Here is a 16,706-nt window from a genome sequence, read left to right on the forward strand (position 1 = left end):
TTTTTTGAATTGACCTTGTTTTTATCCAATTTGCCTATCCAGAGTGGGCACAGGCCTATAGGTGTAATATTGTAGTACCTCCTCCAAAGCCATTTTCAGCGCTTTGTTAATGGGCATTATTTTGGATTCCATCTGATAATCGATTTGGTTCAGTTGCATATAATAGTCCGTAAATACCGGGACATACGTTCCTTTGGAGATGGCCTCCGAGGCTATACGGTAACTGTCCGCCTGCTCCTCTTTTATGGTTTTACAAGTGGCCAAACGCAAATTTCCGTGCTTATCCCTACTCGCAGCATAACCAAATAGCCTACAAATTAACCCTCTATGTTTGTAGCTGCCACAATGTCCCTTGCTTAAAATGGAAACTGGAGTAAGCAAAAAACAGGTTTTGGGAGTGTTTTCCTGTAAGGTGGCCAGAGCATCTTCGGCCTTGCCCGATAAAAATAGCTGAAAAGCCCAAGGTAAAAACTCCAGAGGGGAAGCATCAATGTTGGGATATGAGCAACATTTTCCACAGCCAGAAACACAACCAAGTCCAGATTTATCCTGAAATTGTTGGGTTTCCCGCTCCAATTGGTCGAATAACGCTTCAACCAATCGAACTTTTTGATCTAGTGTCATTTTTCGACATCGAAAGTATATCTTATTTAAATATGTTTTTAGAATATTTTGCATGAGTGATAAAGATTTTTAAAAAATAGTATCTTTTGGGTTATCGAGCACTTTAAAAAGTAACCGAACAATACTATGACCCCATGAGAAAACTAATATTCATTTTTCTGATAGTATCCTCTTTGGGATATGGCCAGACGATTGTGAAAATCCAAAATGGAAAAGTAGAAGGCTACACGGAAGGGGAGGTCACAATTTTTAAGGGTATTCCTTTTGCGCAACCTCCTGTCGGGGAATTAAGATGGCAAGCGCCACAACCAGTAAAAGATTGGGAAGGTCTAAAGGAATGTAAGGAGTTTGGTCCGAGCCCAATCCAAAATGCACCAGAACCTTTTTTGTGTTGGACCGAGGAATTTATTGCCAAACCAGAACCTTTGAGCGAAGATTGTCTGTATTTGAATGTGTGGACCCCCGCAAAAAACAAAGATGAAAAACTGCCTGTTTTTGTTTGGATTTATGGGGGCGGCCTGAGTTCGGGCAGTGCCAATTGCGATATTTATGATGGGCATCAAATGGCTGAACAAGGAGTTGTATTTGTCAGCCTAAACTATAGGGTAGGGGTGCTTGGTTTTATGGCCCACCCCGGGTTAAGCAAAGAATCTGGCCATAATGCTTCGGGCAATTATGGTTTTATGGACCAATTGCAAGGGTTGAAATGGATTCAAGAAAATATTGAGGCATTTGGAGGAGACCCGAACAATGTGACCATTGCAGGTCAATCGGCAGGTTCCTTTAGTGTAAATGTGCAGATTGCTTCACCACTTTCAAACGGATATTTCCAAAAAGCGATATGTCAAAGTGGGGGGATATTGGGAAATCAGATGATGCAAGATATTGATTCGGCCGAAAAACAAGGTGTAAATTTTATGGAGTCCGCCAACGCATCTTCCATTCAGGAATTAAGGAGAATGCCAGCAGAAAAACTTCAAGAGTTGAGCAACGACCCAAATGTAGGAAGGTTTGGAGTGGTCTTGGACGATTATTTTTTGCCAAAAGACCTTATGGAGCATTTTAAAGCGGGCAAGCATAATCAAGTAAAAGTAATGACGGGATGGGTAACTGGAGACTCCAATCTCTTTCCAATCGTAGAAGTGACAACGGAAAGTTTCAATTCGATGGCCAAAGAACGATTTGGTGCAGGTGCAGATGAGTTTTTAAAAATGTTCCCAGCCCAAACCGATGAAGAGGCACTTCGATCCCAACAAAAAATGAACCTGTTGAGCTTTGCCGGAGTACCTTCTTATCTGCTCGCAAAATACATGAAAGACGAGGTGTGGATGTATGAGTTCGCACACGTGCCTATTGATAAACCCGGTTTCCCCAACTATGGTGCCTTCCATACTTCGGAAGTGCCCTTTGCATTACATACACTAGATCAATGGAATCGAGATTGGCAAACAGATGAGCGAAAACTCGAAGACCAGATGTCGGCCTACTGGGTCAATTTTGCCAAATTCGGTAATCCCAATGGAAATGGGCTGCCAATTTGGAGCAGTTATAATCAAAACGGAGGTAAGATGCTGTTATTTGAAACCGATACTTTGGAACTAAATACAAAGTATTTGGATGAACTTCGTTTCTTAACGCGCTAATCCTTCACAACTCCGCTAAGGTCAAGTGGTTTTTCAAAGTATTCGTTTACCAAATAAAAATACTAACTTGAAGATTCTGAAGTAATTTGGAATGGATTCATCAGCCTTGACACAAATTATAGGAACTTTGGTTGATCTGGACCCAAGTGCAAGTTTGGCACTTGATGCCATTTGCGAACCTCTGTCCTACAAAAAAGGTGATTTTTTGTTCAAAGCTGGCAAAATCCCCCATCACGCTGCATTTATGGTGTCTGGTGTGGCCCGAGCGTTTTATCTGAACAACAAAGGCAGCGAGTACAATAAAACGTTCTTTTTAAAAAACTCCTTTCCTATGCCGCTGACCGCCTTGATCACTAAAAAACCTAATAAAATCAATTGTCAAGCTTTGACGGATTGTGAGGTTATCCTCTTCGATTTTTCTGAATTCAAGTCACTCTTTCAAACATATCCGTTGCTCAAGGATTTTTACATTAAAGCCATTGAGGGCGAATGGATCAAAAAAGAGCAACATGATATTGCCATGGTCACCAATGATGCAACCACGAATTATAATATTTTTTTGGAGACTTTTCCAGGGTTGGACCAGTTGATTCCACAATATCATATTGCTTCCTATTTGGGTATTACCCCAATACAGCTGAGTAGGATTAGGGCTTCATTGTTTAAATAAGCCCTTTTCCGGATTATTTGCTTTCACTAATTGTTATAAGGATTGTCAATAAACCCCGTATGAAACAATTGCCATTGCCCTTCGACCTTTTTATAAATACTGATAAAGCGCATATCCCTCAAATTTGCTTCGTCCTGTGAGGTTTCGTTATGGAATACTTCTTGTTGTGCATTTAAAAATAGTACGGTTGAAGCGTCAACAGGAATAAAGGCAATCGGGACAATGGTACTTTTGGTGGCTCTGTTTCCGGCATCGTGCCATTGCTTTACCCTTGCTAGAAAGTCGGCCCGGTCGGATACTTTGTCATTCGTCATGTACCAATTGGTGTAGTCTGCATGAAAATGTTGTTCGTAGGCCCCGTACCCTTCTTCGGATAAGATCAAAGGAATGTTCTCGGCTAAAGCCATGATCTCTTTTTTATCCTGTTCCGATAGGGTAAAGTCCAACAAAGTTACATTCTTTGAACTTTTATCATTTTGGGAACATCCTAAGGAGCAAAATACCATACAAAGTGAGATCATCTGTTTCATTACATGTGTTTTCATATGTTTTGATTTTTGAATTGTGATACAAATGTCTTTGTTGATGTCTTGAGAGCTATTAACCTATGTTAATAATCTGATATTCAATGGAAATAAGCATTTGTTTATTAAAGTATGTTAATGAAATCCACGGTTTCCTACCAGAAATTTGTCCTAAACATTAAAATCAATAATTATGAAGACATTATTTAATCATCCACTTGCAATTTATTTGGTGGCCGGGATTGCCTGTATGGCCATTATGATCATTGTTGACTACATTTTGGGTGCCGAAGCTGAGCATCTCAACGCTTGGGTAATTGTCAATAGATTATTCGGAAACGATATTGGTATTGCAGATAGTTTGGCTATTCGAAAACTGGGTTTGTTGGGTGCTTTTTTTGTGATGGTACTGGTAAATACCTTTTTAGGAGCAGTGCTTATTCAGCTTGTTCGATTAACAATCAACCTTTTTAAAGCTTAGCATAATGAAACTTATAGGTAAAACCATTTTGATCACAGGGGGGACATCTGGAATAGGGTTGGAACTGGGGAGTACGCTACTGCCCAAAAACAAGGTTATTCTTATGGGAAGGAACAAAAACCGATTAAAAGCGCTTAAGGCGGAAGGGTTTGAAATTATTGCGTGCGATTTGGCAAGTGTTGGGGCCATTGAAAAATGTGTGGTTCAATTGGAAAAGGAATATCCACAATTGGACGTGCTGTTCAATAATGCGGGGATTCAACTCAACTATTCATTTATGGATGATATCGTTGGACACGATAAGGTCGTTTCAGAGATCAACACCAATTTTACCGGCCAGGTATTGCTCACAAAATTGCTAATTCCCTTGATGAGCAATTCGGACCAGGCATTAATTGTCAATACGACTTCAGCATTGGGCATGGTCCCAAAACAGGATGCATTGATCTACAGTGCCACAAAGGCCGCCATGAGAAGCTTCAACTTTGGATTGAAGAAAATCCTGAATACCACGAATATTGATGTCATAGAGCTAATACCCCCTGTTACCGCCACAGCAATGACGGAAGATAGGGATGAGGACAAAATGTCCACAACAGATTTGATCAATTCGGTATTGCCACAGATTGAAACAGGAAAACCCATGGCCACCACAGGTAAAATCAGGTTTTTTAATGTTCTAGGCAAGTTGTTCCCAAATATGGCTTATAAATTAGTGAATTCTTAAGAAGTAACAGGGCGCTAGGGAATCTGTACTGGAAAAAACAGTGCAATTGGTGCTGAGCGTCCTTCCAATTCCATATCACCCAAAGAAACAAAATTGATATGTTCAGGGACTGCAATTTTTTGCCGCAACACATCCGAAACTACTATATCTCGGTCAAATTGTTTACATAATTTTTGAATGCGGGCCGTGACATTTAAAACATCGCCAGTAAAAAAGATTTCCTTTTTTAGAGCGCCAATTTCCCCAGTGGTCACTTTACCCATGTGCAATCCTGCCCTAAAGGATGGTGCCACACCATAGGTCTCCTCAAAATAAGTGGATTTCTTTTGTAGACTTTGCTTCATGGCGTAAAAGCAGTGCAAACAGTTTTGGTTTTGTAGCCCTTCTTGTTGTTCCCATGTAATCACTATTTCATCACCGATATATTGGTATACTTCGCCATGGTATTGAATGATGGAACCGGAAAGTTGATTGTAGTAATCCCTCAAGAACTTAAAATAATTCTGGTGTCCCAATTTTTCTGCCAATGATGTTGATGACTTCATATCCAAAAACATAAAAACACGGGATTCCTCTTCAGGATGATGGTATTTGCCCGAAAAAAAGTTGAGCAATACATTATGTCCTAGATGCTCGCTGATACCCGAGTAAAGTAGTGAAACAAAAATGCTGAAGGCCAACGAGACCATGGTGCTCAAAAAAGTGGGGCTTACGATATAGTTCGAAAATTTGTGCCAAACTTGGGTGTCCATAATCGGGGATTGAAGCTCAATGCTTGCTGCAATGGGGAAGGTTACAAGGTTGATGACCAGCATAAACAAAAGGTAAAACCCCATTTTATATAGGGTTTTTTGCCAAAATGCCTTGTGTTTAAAAAGCTTGCCCAACCAAAGCACTTCTACCGCGCCCATTGCGATGCCCACCAGAAAAACAGTGAGCGAGGCAAACAAAAAAATACTCCAGGTCACTGTAATATCGGTTTCAGGCCGTTGATTTTCATACCCCGTGGCCATGGACTCTATGAACAGGATGAACCAGCTCAACACCAGCCAAATAATCCCAAAGGGTAGAATACGCTTTAGATGGTAACGAAGCCTAGGGTTGGAAAAGTGGGTCATGCAGTAAAGGTAGCGTGAATTTGGTTTTAATCGTGGGGTTTGATTGTCAAAACCTTGTCTGAAAGTTGAAGAAGTTGTGATAGATATATCAATTTAGCGAAATTATTCGATAGATCAGGTGGATAAATCACTACTTTAGATTTGTTTTACTTTCAATGATTTCATTTTCAGTCTTTTGAAAATGTAATTTCATAAGAGGTTATAATCAAACATGCGCACATAAACTATTCAAACTACATTAAGATGGCGAAGATTAACTATGCACAGGAATTCAATCGCTCCATCAAGGATCCCGATAACTTCTGGATGGAGCAGGCGGCCAATATCAATTGGTTCCAAAAACCGCAAAGAGCATTGACCAAAGATGAAAATGGCTTTTATCACTGGTTCAAAGGTGGTAAACTCAACACTTCATACTTGGCCCTCGATGCCCATATTGAAAATGGACGGGGAGACGACATTGCACTTATTTACGATTCCCCTGTTACGCAAACGATTGAGAAGTTTACCTATTTGGAACTTCGTGATCGAGTGAGCCGGTTGGCGGGAGGTATGAAGCGCTTAGGAGTCGAAAAAGGTAATACGGTCATTATCTACATGCCCATGATTCCCCAGGCCGTGGTTTCCATGCTGGCCTGTGCAAGATTGGGGGCCGTGCATTCGGTGGTGTTTGGGGGTTTTGCCCCACACGAGCTGGCCATTCGCATTGATGATGCAAAACCTAAATTGATCATTACGGCAACTTCTGGCATCGAGGTTGATCGTATCATTCCATATAAACCCATGGTGGACGAGGCCATTAAAATGGCAACGCACACTCCCGAAAATGTGATTGTGTACAATAGACGGCTCGGAGCTGCCCGCCCCGATGGCGAGAATGATATTGACTACGCCACTCTAATGAAAATTGCAGATCCGGTCAGGTGCATTGAGGTGGATGCCACCGACCCATTGTACATTCTTTACACATCAGGAACCACAGGAAAACCCAAGGGGATTATCCGTGATAATGGAGGGCATGCAGTGGCCATGCATTACAGCATGAAACATATTTATGGTGTTAACCCTCGAGAGGTGTTCTGGGCCGCTAGCGATGTGGGTTGGGTCGTTGGACATAGCTATATAGTCTATGCGCCATTGATATATGGTTGTACCACGATTCTTTTTGAAGGTAAACCAGTTAGAACTCCCGATGCATCCACTTTTTGGCGTGTGATCAGTGATCACGAAGTAAAAGTGATGTTCACGGCGCCAACAGCCATAAGGGCCATAAAAAAGGAAGACCCACAAGGTGATTTTGTCAAACAATTTGATATGAGCGGTCTACGGTATTTGTTCTTGGCTGGAGAACGTTGCGACGTTTCCACCTTGAACTGGGCTGGAGAAAAATTGGATGTGCCCGTGATCGATCATTGGTGGCAGACCGAGACAGGTTGGCCCATAGTTGCCAATATGATGGGGTTTGAACAACCGTTTGATGTGAAGCCTGGTTCCGCAACAAAAGCTGTTTGTGGTTACGATGTGCTGATATTGCGGGAAGATGGTACTCCCTGCCATCCTGACGAAGAGGGCTACGTTGCTGTGAAACTGCCATTGCCCCCAGGTACTTTACCCAATCTTTGGAACGATACCGAAAGATTCATCAAGGGATACCTGACTAAGTTTGATGGCTATTATTTCTCTGGAGATGGAGGGTATATCGATGAAAAAGGATATGTGTTCATCACAGGAAGGGTAGACGATATCATTAATGTGGCAGGCCATCGTTTGTCCACGGCCGAAATGGAGGAAGTGGTTGCCAAGCATCCAGATGTGGCCGAATGCTGCGTAGTTGGAATAGCAGATGACCTAAAAGGTCAGATTCCGTTGGCCATTACGGTTTTGAAGTCGGGGGCCAACATCGAAAGTTTTCAATTACAATCGGAAGTGGTAAGCGATGTCCGAAAGGAAATCGGTCCTGTTGCCTCTTTAAAAAAGGTGCTGGTCGCAGAGCGATTGCCAAAGACCCGTTCGGGCAAAATACTTCGCAAAGTAATCAGGGCCATTGCCGATGGCAAGGAATTTACTGTTCCATCGACCATTGACGACCCAGAAATATTAACAGAGATTCAAAAGTTGTTCCAAGACCAAATGGTCGGTTCGTTCAACCAAAAAGCCAAAACCACATAAATGGACTGGTCTGGAATACTACTTCCTTAGTTTTTGTTTACCCGGAAGGTTGTGTTTCTATTGGTGATCACTCGCCCTGATCTGACTGATAAAGTAGCTTCATCCGATGTTAGTGCAGTGCAACTGCCAGAGCTGTTCGATACCATTACCCGGAAAATATAACTGTCCATATTGGTGTCTGGGGTGTTTACGGTTAGGTTGGCAGTTTGTGTGCCGGTATATTCAGTACCATCCACGATAGGGGAGAAATTACTTCCTCCATCGGTGCTGACTTGCCATTGATAGGTGTCGATATTCGATGCTATTATTGTAAACGTTCCATTATTGCCCACAAATACCGTTTGATCGGTAGGTTGGGATGATATGGAAAAAGGTGTAATTGTAATAGTCTGTTCTACATCCAATGTGTTTCCAGAGGCATCGGTAATCCGGTAGGTTCGTGTAATAATTTCTGGGTTGCTGCCACCGTCGCTTACATCGCTTACAAAAGTCACTGTTGGGCTAGGATCACAGTTATCTGCTTCATCCGTTATCACGGTTACATCCGGTAAGGGAATATCTGCAGCACAATTCACTGAAATTGGAGGGGGTGCACTTGCCGTAGGAGCAGTTGTTTCAACCGTAATCGTGGTTGTGGCAGCCAAATCCGGGTAAGGTGGGTCTCCTGGCATACCACCATACTCCACCAAATATCCTTTGGGTTGATAATCGCCACTTGCGGCCCCTGTATTGGAAAGATCGTTCCATGAGCCAGGCAAACCAACTCCAGGAGCTGTGATATGTGCGTAATCTTCGTCACCGGAGTTATTGGGTTCCCCTGAGTTCCAAAATTCATAGTCGTAGGCTGTTCCACCAGCATTGCCACGCCAGAACAAAGTTCCTGCTTCTGGCCCTGTTACCCAGTACCAATCGCCTTCAGTGGTGGCATCACTGGCCCCGATCCAACCTGCTCCGGGAGCCTGGGATCCCAATAGATCAGATTCATCTTGTATGGAAATGGTGGCCAAATACCCTTGAAGACCGTAAAAAGTTCGTAGTTCCGCAGCTGCCTTTGCAGCTGACCATGTGATTCCCAACGAAGGAACATATTCATAATAATGTCCTGTGGAAGCCAGATAATTGGCCTCGTTCATCACTATGGAAAAGGTTCGGGTGTCTCCGGAAGATACAGTGGCTGTAGTTTCAAATTCCACTGCTGCAATGGCTGCCTCAAATTCTGCCAAAGTAGTGGGTCCGGTTAAGGTGAGTTTTCCTTCAGAGGTATCCCAACTTGCTGTGATGTTCGGATGCGTTCCTGTAAGATTCAATACATCACCGGTTACATCATAATTAGATGAAATTTGGATAAAAACAGCATCCAATGTACTACTGTCCGGATCGGTAATGGATACACTTTCCACTATGGCAATGGCATTACCTGGGCACAAAACCTGATCGCCGGTTGCGGTTATGGAAGGAGGCTCGTCTTCATTCACCGTGTCATCCCTAAAGTCCAAATCTCCACCAGAACCGAGGTCTCCATCAGAATCGGGCAACATTTGTGTGCCACCTGTTGTATTGGTGGGGTCATCAATATTCCCTCCTGGATCGCTGTAACCGGTTGAAGTGTCCATATTGTCATCGAGTCCATCCCCGTCACTATCACTGCCTGATAAGGTTAGGGCAGCTTCGGTGGTATCGTTGGTGCCATCATTGTCGGAATCGGTATCCAAGAAATCTGGTGTACCATCTCCATCCGTATCGACATAGGCAATTCCAGCGGTTTCATAATTGTTGTCCAAACCATCGTTGTCGGAATCATTGCCGCTTGGGGAGGTGTATCCAGTGGAGGACTGTGCTTCAACATTGTCTGGAATGCCATCACCATCACTGTCCAGATCTTGGTAGTTGGGAATACCGTCACCGTCAGTATCTATTGTGCTACAATCCAAGGAACCTGGATAGCTGGCACCATACACTCTTGCTCCCACGTTCCATGCTATAACTTTAATGTATTGCAAACCACTTCCACTTACGGTAAAAGTCACTTCCTGAATGGAACCAGGTGTGATACCACCAGCTTCGTACAACCATCCGTTGTTTCCTCCGGCGGCAGTGGAACGTTGTATTTGCATATTGGTACTTGATACGGCCGGGTCGGCACCTAAAAATACACTAACGGTGGTTCCGTCTGGAATTGGATTGGCAAATCGCAGTAATATTTCAGATTGATCCTCATAGGTATAAACTGAGTTATAGGCGTAGGTAGTCCCTGGACTACCCTGGGCATTGGCAGGATCTCTAAAATATTGAACATTGGTGGCTGTCTGCACAAAATTACCGCTAATTCCCCCGCATTCATCAACGTCCAATATGCCATCGTTGTCATCGTCAATATCCACAGAATCGGGTACCCCATCTCCGTCAAGGTCAGTACTGGCCCCATTACAATTGGAATACAATTTGGTAAACGGAATATTCTGCTTGGAAACGGACGGCCCTTGATACTGCACGGTCAACGATTCCCCACCTCCATTTTCGAAAAAGAGAACGGTAATGTCATGCAAACCCGTAGTGAGGGTAATGTTTCCAGATCGTTCTTGACTGCCGTGAGCACCATCATTATTGACGACTTGAGTCCCATCAATATAGAGTTTGGAACCATCGTCCGAATTGGTATAAAAAGTATAGGAACCTTCGGTGTCTATTTGGATGTAGCCGTTATATCGAATACTGAAATTGTCAGTATCCCCGGGATCTTCTTGGTTTTGTAGGTCATCCACATCAAAACTGGTATAGGTGCCTGACCCCAAATATCCTGATGTTGGGATATTGTCTACCGAGTTGCCAGAAGGCGAGCTATCGTAAAACTCAAAATCCACTTCGCCATTACAAAGGTCCAATGTGCCTTGAACAGCAACATTGTCTATATAATAATATTCATTGCTTGCGGTATTGTAAAAACGTACCCTAATTTCTAAAGTAGAGCCTGTGGTGGCTAGGTTTACGGTATAAGAAGAATTTAAAGGGTCGTATGGGCTGGAATCTCCCGAAGCATTTTCAAACTGCACCCACGAACCGCCGTCGATTCGATATTCTCCTATGAAATAGTCCGTTCCTTGTTCAAATTGACTGGTGTCGGCCTGTGTGTCCACATCCAAGCTAAAGCTCACATCGGTATATTTATATATGTTGATGGGATCGGTCTGCCATGTGCTTTCCGTACCAAGATCATTGGCTTCGATTCTATTGTTCTGTACTTCCAAATTCCCAGAGCCACTTGTATCCCAGTCTGATGCAGAGGACCCAGTTGCTGTTCCATTGCCCGTTCCATTGGAATACCCGTTGAAATCCTCACTCCAAATGCCATTTGTTGACGAAGAGGAGAAACCTTCAACCAGTACATTGTCTATATAATATCGCTCGTTTCCAGAATTATTATACATCCTCACGCGTATTTCCAAAGTGGAGCCCGTGGTAGCTAAATTTACGGTGTAAGACGGACCCAAAGGGTCCGAGTTGGAGCCTGAAACGTCTACAAATTCTATCCAAGATCCTCCATCAACGCGATACTCCCCAGTAAAATAATCGGTGTTTTCAAATCGATTTGCTTGATAAACAGATGCATCCATACTAAAGCTTACACTTGTATAGCCGTAAATATTAATGGTCTCAGTTTCCCAAGTGCTTTCAGAATCCAAGTTTCGACCTTGTATCACATTTCCTTGGACATTTAACCTTCCAGTATTGTTAGTGGACCAATCAGATGCAGAAGCCCCAGTGGCCGTGCCACTTGAGGTGTTGTTGTTGTAATTGAAATCTTCACTCCAGAGGGTGGTTTGGGAAAAAGCTAAGGAGGTGCCCATAAGGAAAAGGGCCAATACTGGCATCCAACCATGAAAATAACGACTGGTTTTTACCTTAAAGAACGAGGTTGTGCCCATAATGCATGTTGATTTACTTTACAAAACTAATTTTGGTGGCCCCAATGGAAAATTTTTGTTGTGAAATGTGGTATTTGCTATGTTAAGCCTTGTTTTTTGTTGGATTTCGGGAACAGATCTTTTAATTCTGTGCACTTGCTTCCCCTCGATTTAAATAGTAGTAAATGGATTATAGGTGGAATATGGGTAAATATTGGAAAATAACCACTTAGCTTGAATAATTGTGGTGCAGGGTTGCAAATGCTGCATTAAATGTCGTATATTTGCGCCACTGAACGGATATAAAAGTATTCATGAGGGGACCTTGAGTCCCCTCTTTTATTACTGATTTCTTATGTTGAAGGAAAAAGTGGAATCGTTGTTGAACAAGGCCTTGGAAGAAAACCCATCCTTGTTCTTGGTCGATTTTAAAATGGGAGGCGACAACAGCATAAAAGTGGTTTTGGACGGCGATCAAGGGATTAGTTTGCAAGATTGTATGGACGTTAGCAGGGCCATAGAGCACAATCTTGATCGTGAAGAAGAGGATTTCTCTTTGGAAGTCACATCCGCTGGAGCTACATCGCCATTGCTATTGCCGCGTCAGTACAACAAGAATATAGGAAGAAAATTGCAGGTCAAGACCAGCGTAGGGCAATTTGAAGGAACACTGGTGGAAACCTCGACAAATAGTATTACCTTGGAGTGGAAGGCACGGGAGCCCAAACCTGTGGGTAAAGGAAAAGTTACAGTGCAGAAAAAGCAGGAAATCGCCTTTTCTGACATTCAAGAAGCAAAAGTGAAATTAAAATTTTAATTGTAGTAGAAAATGGAAAACCTAGCGCTCATCGAATCCTTTTCGGAGTTTAAGGACGATAAGTTTATTGACAGGGTGACCCTTATGGCGATTTTGGAAGAAGTCTTTCGAAGTGCGCTCAAGAAAAAATTTGGTTCTGACGACAATTTTGATATCATCATCAACCCCGATAAAGGGGATTTGGAAATATGGAGAAACCGTATCGTTGTTGAAGATGGTGAAGTGGAAGAACCGAATGAGGAAATTTCCTTGTCCGAAGCTAGAAAAATCGAACCCGATTTCGAAGTTGGGGAGGATGTTTCGGAAGAGGTAAAATTGATCGATCTGGGCAGAAGGGCAATTTTGGCATTGCGTCAAAACTTGATCTCCAAGATCCATGAGCATGACAATACCACCATCTACAAGCAATTTAAAGACTTGGAAGGTGAGATTTATACGGCTGAAGTGCACCATATTAGGCACCGTGCCGTAATTTTGTTGGATGATGAAGGAAATGAAATCATCCTTCCAAAAGAAAAGCAGATTCCGTCTGACTTTTTCCGCAAAGGGGACAACGTTCGTGGTATTATTGAAAGCGTGGAGCTCAAAGGAAACAAGCCTGCGATCATTATGTCAAGAACTTCGCCAAAATTCTTGGAGCAATTGTTTTTCCAGGAAATCCCGGAAGTGTTCGATGGTTTGATCACCATCAAGAAAGCAGTTCGTATTCCTGGGGAAAAAGCGAAGGTCGCAGTGGATTCCTATGATGATAGAATTGATCCCGTAGGTGCCTGTGTGGGTATGAAGGGCTCAAGAATCCATGGAATTGTTCGTGAGTTGGGCAACGAAAACATCGATGTGATCAATTGGACGAACAATCCGCAATTAATGGTGACCCGTGCGTTGAGTCCTGCAAGGGTAACATCCGTCAAATTGAACGATGAGAAAAAAACAGCTCAAGTATACCTAAAGCCAGAGGAGGTTTCCAAGGCCATTGGTAGAGGTGGGCACAACATTCGTTTGGCCGGTCAATTGACTGGTTATGAAATAGATGTGTTCCGTGAAGGGGTGGAGGAAGATGTGGAGTTGACCGAGTTTTCCGATGAAATCGAAAGCTGGGTGATAGAAGAACTCAAGAAGATTGGATTGGACACCGCACGTAGCGTTTTGGAACAAGATGTGAAGGATTTGGTAAAACGAACCGATTTGGAAGAAGAAACAATCCAAGAGGTCGTTCGCATCCTCAAGGAAGAATTTGAAGATTAGGCTTATATTAGCAGCGAAAATTTAGGGCAAGTAAAATTATTTATGGCAGAAAATCCAACAATACGACTTAATAAAGTTCTCAGAGAATTGAACATTTCACTGGATAGGGCAGTCGATTACCTGGCCTCGGAGGGGCACGAGGTAGAGGCACGTCCTACCACAAAAATATCCAATGAAGTGTATCAAGTTCTGTTGGATGAGTTCCAAACGGATAAGAGCAAAAAGGTTGCTTCCAAGGAAGTTGGTGAGGAAAAGCGCAAAGAAAAAGAAGCTATCCGAATCCGTATGGAAAAGGAACAGGAGGAGCGCAGATTGGCCAAGGAGAAAAAGGAGGCGGAGCAGCAAGTAGTGAAAGCCAAAGCTGAACTTTCCGGACCTAAGACCGTTGGTAAAATCGATTTGGATAAAAAACCAGAAAAGGCAAAAGAAGAGAAGCCTAAAGAAGAAGTCGAAACGCCCAAAGCTGAGCCCGAAAAGGTTGTTGAAAAAGAGGAAAAGCCAAAAGTTGAAACCAAACCTAAGGGAGAAAAGAAAGAGGTAGAAGCAAAAGAGGAGGTCAAGGAAAGTACAGAGGAGACGACAGAGTCGGGTACCATAAAAACCAAATATCAAAAACTTTCCGGTCCCAAGATCACTGGGGACAAAATTGACCTTTCCCAATTTAAGAAACCTGCCAAAAAGAAGAAAGAGGACAATAAAGGTCCCAATAAAGGAGGTTCATCTGATGGCGGCGAGCGAAAAAAACGCCGTAGAAGAATAGTTAAGAACGGCCCGCAATCTGGTGGAGGCCGAAATAATAGGGGAGGTGCTCGAGGAAAAGGACAGCGTTCATCCGCGCCTAAAGTGGAGCCTACCGAGGAAGAAGTACAAAAACAAGTGAGGGAGACCCTTGAAAAACTTCAAGGTAAATCCAATAAGGGCCGAGGTGCCAAATATCGTAGGGAAAAACGGGATCAGCACCGTCAGCAAACGGAGAAAGATCTTGAGCAACAAGAGTTGGAGAGCAAAATTTTGAAGGTGACCGAGTTTGTTACCGTTAATGAGCTTGCCACCATGATGAACGTTTCCACTACGCAGATCATTTCTGCATGTATGTCCCTTGGTATCATGGTAACCTTGAACCAGCGTCTTGATGCTGAAACCCTTTCCATTGTTGCAGATGAATTTGGTTACGAAGTGGAGTTTGTTACTGCTGAAATCGAGGAGACCATAGAAGAGGTCGAGGATGCTCCGGAAGATTTGGAACCACGTGCACCAATTGTTACAGTAATGGGTCACGTAGACCATGGTAAAACATCCTTGTTGGATTATGTTCGTCAAGAGAACGTAATTGCAGGTGAGAGCGGTGGAATTACACAGCACATTGGAGCTTATGGTGTTTCGCTTGAAGATGGACAAAAGATTACATTCCTGGATACACCAGGTCACGAAGCGTTTACCGCGATGAGAGCCCGTGGTGCCCAGATAACGGATATCGCCATTATCGTAATTGCCGCGGATGATGACATCATGCCTCAAACAAAAGAGGCCATTAGTCACGCACAAGCAGCAGGAGTACCTATTGTATTTGCCATAAACAAAGTGGATAAGCCAACGGCAAATCCTGATAAGATCAAAGAAGGATTGGCGCAAATGAATCTCTTGGTCGAGGATTGGGGAGGAAAAGTTCAATCTCAGGACATTTCTGCCAAAACTGGTCAAGGCGTTCAGGAGTTGTTGGAAAAAGTGTTGTTGGAAGCTGAATTACTTGAGCTAAAAGCTAATCCGGATAGACTTGCTACAGGTGCAGTCGTTGAGGCTTTCTTGGATAAGGGAAGAGGTTATGTGGCCACAATCCTTGTGCAGACAGGTACCTTGAAAATTGGGGATTATGTGCTTGCAGGAACTTGCAGTGGTAAGGTCAAGGCAATGCACGATGAAAGAGGAAATAGTATAGAAAGCGCAGGTCCATCCACCCCGATATCCATTTTAGGATTGGATGGGGCGCCACAGGCAGGTGATAGGTTCCATGTATTGGAAGATGAGCGTGAAGCAAAACAGATAGCAGCAAAACGCTCGCAATTGCAACGTGAACAATCCGTGAGAACGCAGCGTCACATTACATTGGACGAAATTGGACGAAGAATCGCATTGGGCGACTTCCAAGAGCTTAACATTATCCTTAAAGGTGATGTGGATGGTTCTGTGGAGGCCCTGACCGACTCGTTCCAGAAATTATCCACAGATGAGATTCAGGTAAACATCATACATAAAGGTGTTGGTGCCATTACCGAGTCCGATGTCTTGTTGGCAAGTGCCTCAGATGCAATTATTATCGGATTTAATGTAAGACCTATGGGTAATGCTAGGTCCATTGCTGATAAAGAAGAAATCGATATCAGGTCATACTCCATCATTTATGATGCTATCAATGACCTTAAAGATGCTATGGAGGGAATGTTGTCCCCAGTGATGAAAGAAGAGATTACCGGTAATGCCGAAATCAGGGAAACCTTTAAGATTTCCAAAGTAGGTACCATTGCAGGTTGTATGGTGACCAGTGGTAAGATCTTCAGAAACTCACAAATTAGGTTGATTAGGGATGGTGTTGTGGTCTATACAGGGGAATTGGCTTCCTTAAAACGATTCAAGGACGATGTCAAGGAAGTCTCCAAAGGATATGATTGTGGATTGCAGATCAAGAACTATAATGACATTAGGGAGGGTGATATTGTAGAAGCCTTCCAAGAGGTTGCGGTAAAGAAGAAACTGTAAACCGAAAAATAATGCCAATAAAAAATCCCGCC

Annotated in this window: 12 protein-coding genes; 8 read left to right on the forward strand and 4 right to left on the reverse strand. The window is 43.1% G+C overall.

Going from position 1 to position 16,706, the window contains the following annotated elements:
* Positions 1-21: 21 nt before the first annotated feature.
* Entirely contained in the window at positions 22-624 is a 603-nt protein-coding gene (locus tag PY092_RS11785; RefSeq protein ID WP_275616008.1) for a YkgJ family cysteine cluster protein, read from the reverse strand.
* Positions 625-758: 134 nt separating this feature from the next.
* On the opposite strand from PY092_RS11785, the gene PY092_RS11790 reads away from it, so the two are divergent.
* Both PY092_RS11790 and PY092_RS11795 read left to right on the forward strand, forming a co-directional pair.
* Entirely contained in the window at positions 759-2,267 is a 1,509-nt protein-coding gene (locus PY092_RS11790) for a carboxylesterase/lipase family protein (RefSeq protein ID WP_275616009.1), read from the forward strand.
* 91 nt (positions 2,268-2,358) lie between these two features.
* Positions 2,359-2,937 carry a Crp/Fnr family transcriptional regulator gene (locus PY092_RS11795; RefSeq protein WP_275616010.1) on the forward strand — a complete coding sequence of 193 codons (579 nt, stop codon included), beginning with the start codon at positions 2,359-2,361 and terminating at the stop codon, positions 2,935-2,937.
* 26 nt (positions 2,938-2,963) lie between these two features.
* Here PY092_RS11795 and PY092_RS11800 read toward each other — a convergent pair whose 3' ends face one another.
* Positions 2,964-3,482 carry a nuclear transport factor 2 family protein gene (locus tag PY092_RS11800; protein ID WP_275616011.1) on the reverse strand — a complete coding sequence of 173 codons (519 nt, stop codon included), beginning with the start codon at positions 3,480-3,482 and terminating at the stop codon, positions 2,964-2,966.
* 172 nt (positions 3,483-3,654) lie between these two features.
* Between PY092_RS11800 and PY092_RS11805 the strand changes: the two genes are divergently transcribed.
* Positions 3,655-3,942, forward strand: coding sequence for a hypothetical protein (locus tag PY092_RS11805; RefSeq protein WP_275616012.1), 288 nt, complete (start codon positions 3,655-3,657; stop codon positions 3,940-3,942).
* A gap of 4 nt (positions 3,943-3,946) precedes the next feature.
* Positions 3,947-4,669, forward strand: a complete 723-nt coding sequence (locus tag PY092_RS11810; protein ID WP_275616013.1) for an SDR family oxidoreductase — start codon at positions 3,947-3,949, stop codon at positions 4,667-4,669.
* A gap of 14 nt (positions 4,670-4,683) precedes the next feature.
* Here PY092_RS11810 and PY092_RS11815 read toward each other — a convergent pair whose 3' ends face one another.
* The gene (locus tag PY092_RS11815; protein ID WP_275616014.1) at positions 4,684-5,787 is read right to left on the reverse strand and encodes an adenylate/guanylate cyclase domain-containing protein; all 1,104 of its coding nucleotides are present in this window, start codon (positions 5,785-5,787) and stop codon (positions 4,684-4,686) included.
* A 243-nt stretch (positions 5,788-6,030) separates the two neighbouring features.
* On the opposite strand from PY092_RS11815, the gene PY092_RS11820 reads away from it, so the two are divergent.
* Complete coding sequence (locus PY092_RS11820; RefSeq protein ID WP_275616015.1) at positions 6,031-7,956, forward strand: propionyl-CoA synthetase; 1,926 nt, start codon at positions 6,031-6,033, stop codon at positions 7,954-7,956.
* A 26-nt stretch (positions 7,957-7,982) separates the two neighbouring features.
* On the opposite strand, the gene PY092_RS11825 is transcribed toward PY092_RS11820, so the two are convergent.
* Positions 7,983-11,879 (reverse strand): PA14 domain-containing protein, encoded by a 3,897-nt coding sequence (locus PY092_RS11825; RefSeq protein ID WP_275616016.1) that lies wholly within the window; start codon positions 11,877-11,879, stop codon positions 7,983-7,985.
* 334 nt (positions 11,880-12,213) lie between these two features.
* Here PY092_RS11825 and rimP point away from each other — a divergent pair, with 334 nt between their 5' ends.
* The 3 genes from rimP to infB are packed head-to-tail and all read left to right on the forward strand — an operon-like array spanning position 12,214 to position 16,674.
* Entirely contained in the window at positions 12,214-12,675 is a 462-nt protein-coding gene (rimP, locus tag PY092_RS11830; protein ID WP_275616017.1) for a ribosome assembly cofactor RimP, read from the forward strand.
* 12 nt (positions 12,676-12,687) lie between these two features.
* A complete protein-coding gene (gene nusA, locus PY092_RS11835) occupies positions 12,688-13,920 on the forward strand; it encodes a transcription termination factor NusA (RefSeq protein WP_275616018.1) in 1,233 nt (410 codons plus the stop codon).
* A 42-nt stretch (positions 13,921-13,962) separates the two neighbouring features.
* The gene (infB, locus tag PY092_RS11840; RefSeq protein WP_275616019.1) at positions 13,963-16,674 is read left to right on the forward strand and encodes a translation initiation factor IF-2; all 2,712 of its coding nucleotides are present in this window, start codon (positions 13,963-13,965) and stop codon (positions 16,672-16,674) included.
* Positions 16,675-16,706 lie beyond the last annotated feature (32 nt).

Origin of the sequence: Flagellimonas yonaguniensis (genome assembly GCF_029193885.1) — a bacterium.
GTDB classification, from domain to species: domain Bacteria; phylum Bacteroidota; class Bacteroidia; order Flavobacteriales; family Flavobacteriaceae; genus Flagellimonas; species Flagellimonas yonaguniensis.

Coding starts and splice junctions, on each gene's coding strand:
- PY092_RS11800 (WP_275616011.1), bottom strand. CDS start 3,482: ATGAAAACACATGTAATGAAACAGATGATCTCACTTTGTATGGTATTT.
- PY092_RS11810 (WP_275616013.1), top strand. CDS start 3,947: ATGAAACTTATAGGTAAAACCATTTTGATCACAGGGGGGACATCTGGA.
- rimP (WP_275616017.1), top strand. CDS start 12,214: ATGTTGAAGGAAAAAGTGGAATCGTTGTTGAACAAGGCCTTGGAAGAA.
- PY092_RS11815 (WP_275616014.1), bottom strand. CDS start 5,787: ATGACCCACTTTTCCAACCCTAGGCTTCGTTACCATCTAAAGCGTATT.
- PY092_RS11820 (WP_275616015.1), top strand. CDS start 6,031: ATGGCGAAGATTAACTATGCACAGGAATTCAATCGCTCCATCAAGGAT.
- PY092_RS11795 (WP_275616010.1), top strand. CDS start 2,359: ATGGATTCATCAGCCTTGACACAAATTATAGGAACTTTGGTTGATCTG.
- PY092_RS11785 (WP_275616008.1), bottom strand. CDS start 624: ATGACACTAGATCAAAAAGTTCGATTGGTTGAAGCGTTATTCGACCAA.
- infB (WP_275616019.1), top strand. CDS start 13,963: ATGGCAGAAAATCCAACAATACGACTTAATAAAGTTCTCAGAGAATTG.
- PY092_RS11805 (WP_275616012.1), top strand. CDS start 3,655: ATGAAGACATTATTTAATCATCCACTTGCAATTTATTTGGTGGCCGGG.
- PY092_RS11825 (WP_275616016.1), bottom strand. CDS start 11,879: ATGGGCACAACCTCGTTCTTTAAGGTAAAAACCAGTCGTTATTTTCAT.
- PY092_RS11790 (WP_275616009.1), top strand. CDS start 759: ATGAGAAAACTAATATTCATTTTTCTGATAGTATCCTCTTTGGGATAT.
- nusA (WP_275616018.1), top strand. CDS start 12,688: ATGGAAAACCTAGCGCTCATCGAATCCTTTTCGGAGTTTAAGGACGAT.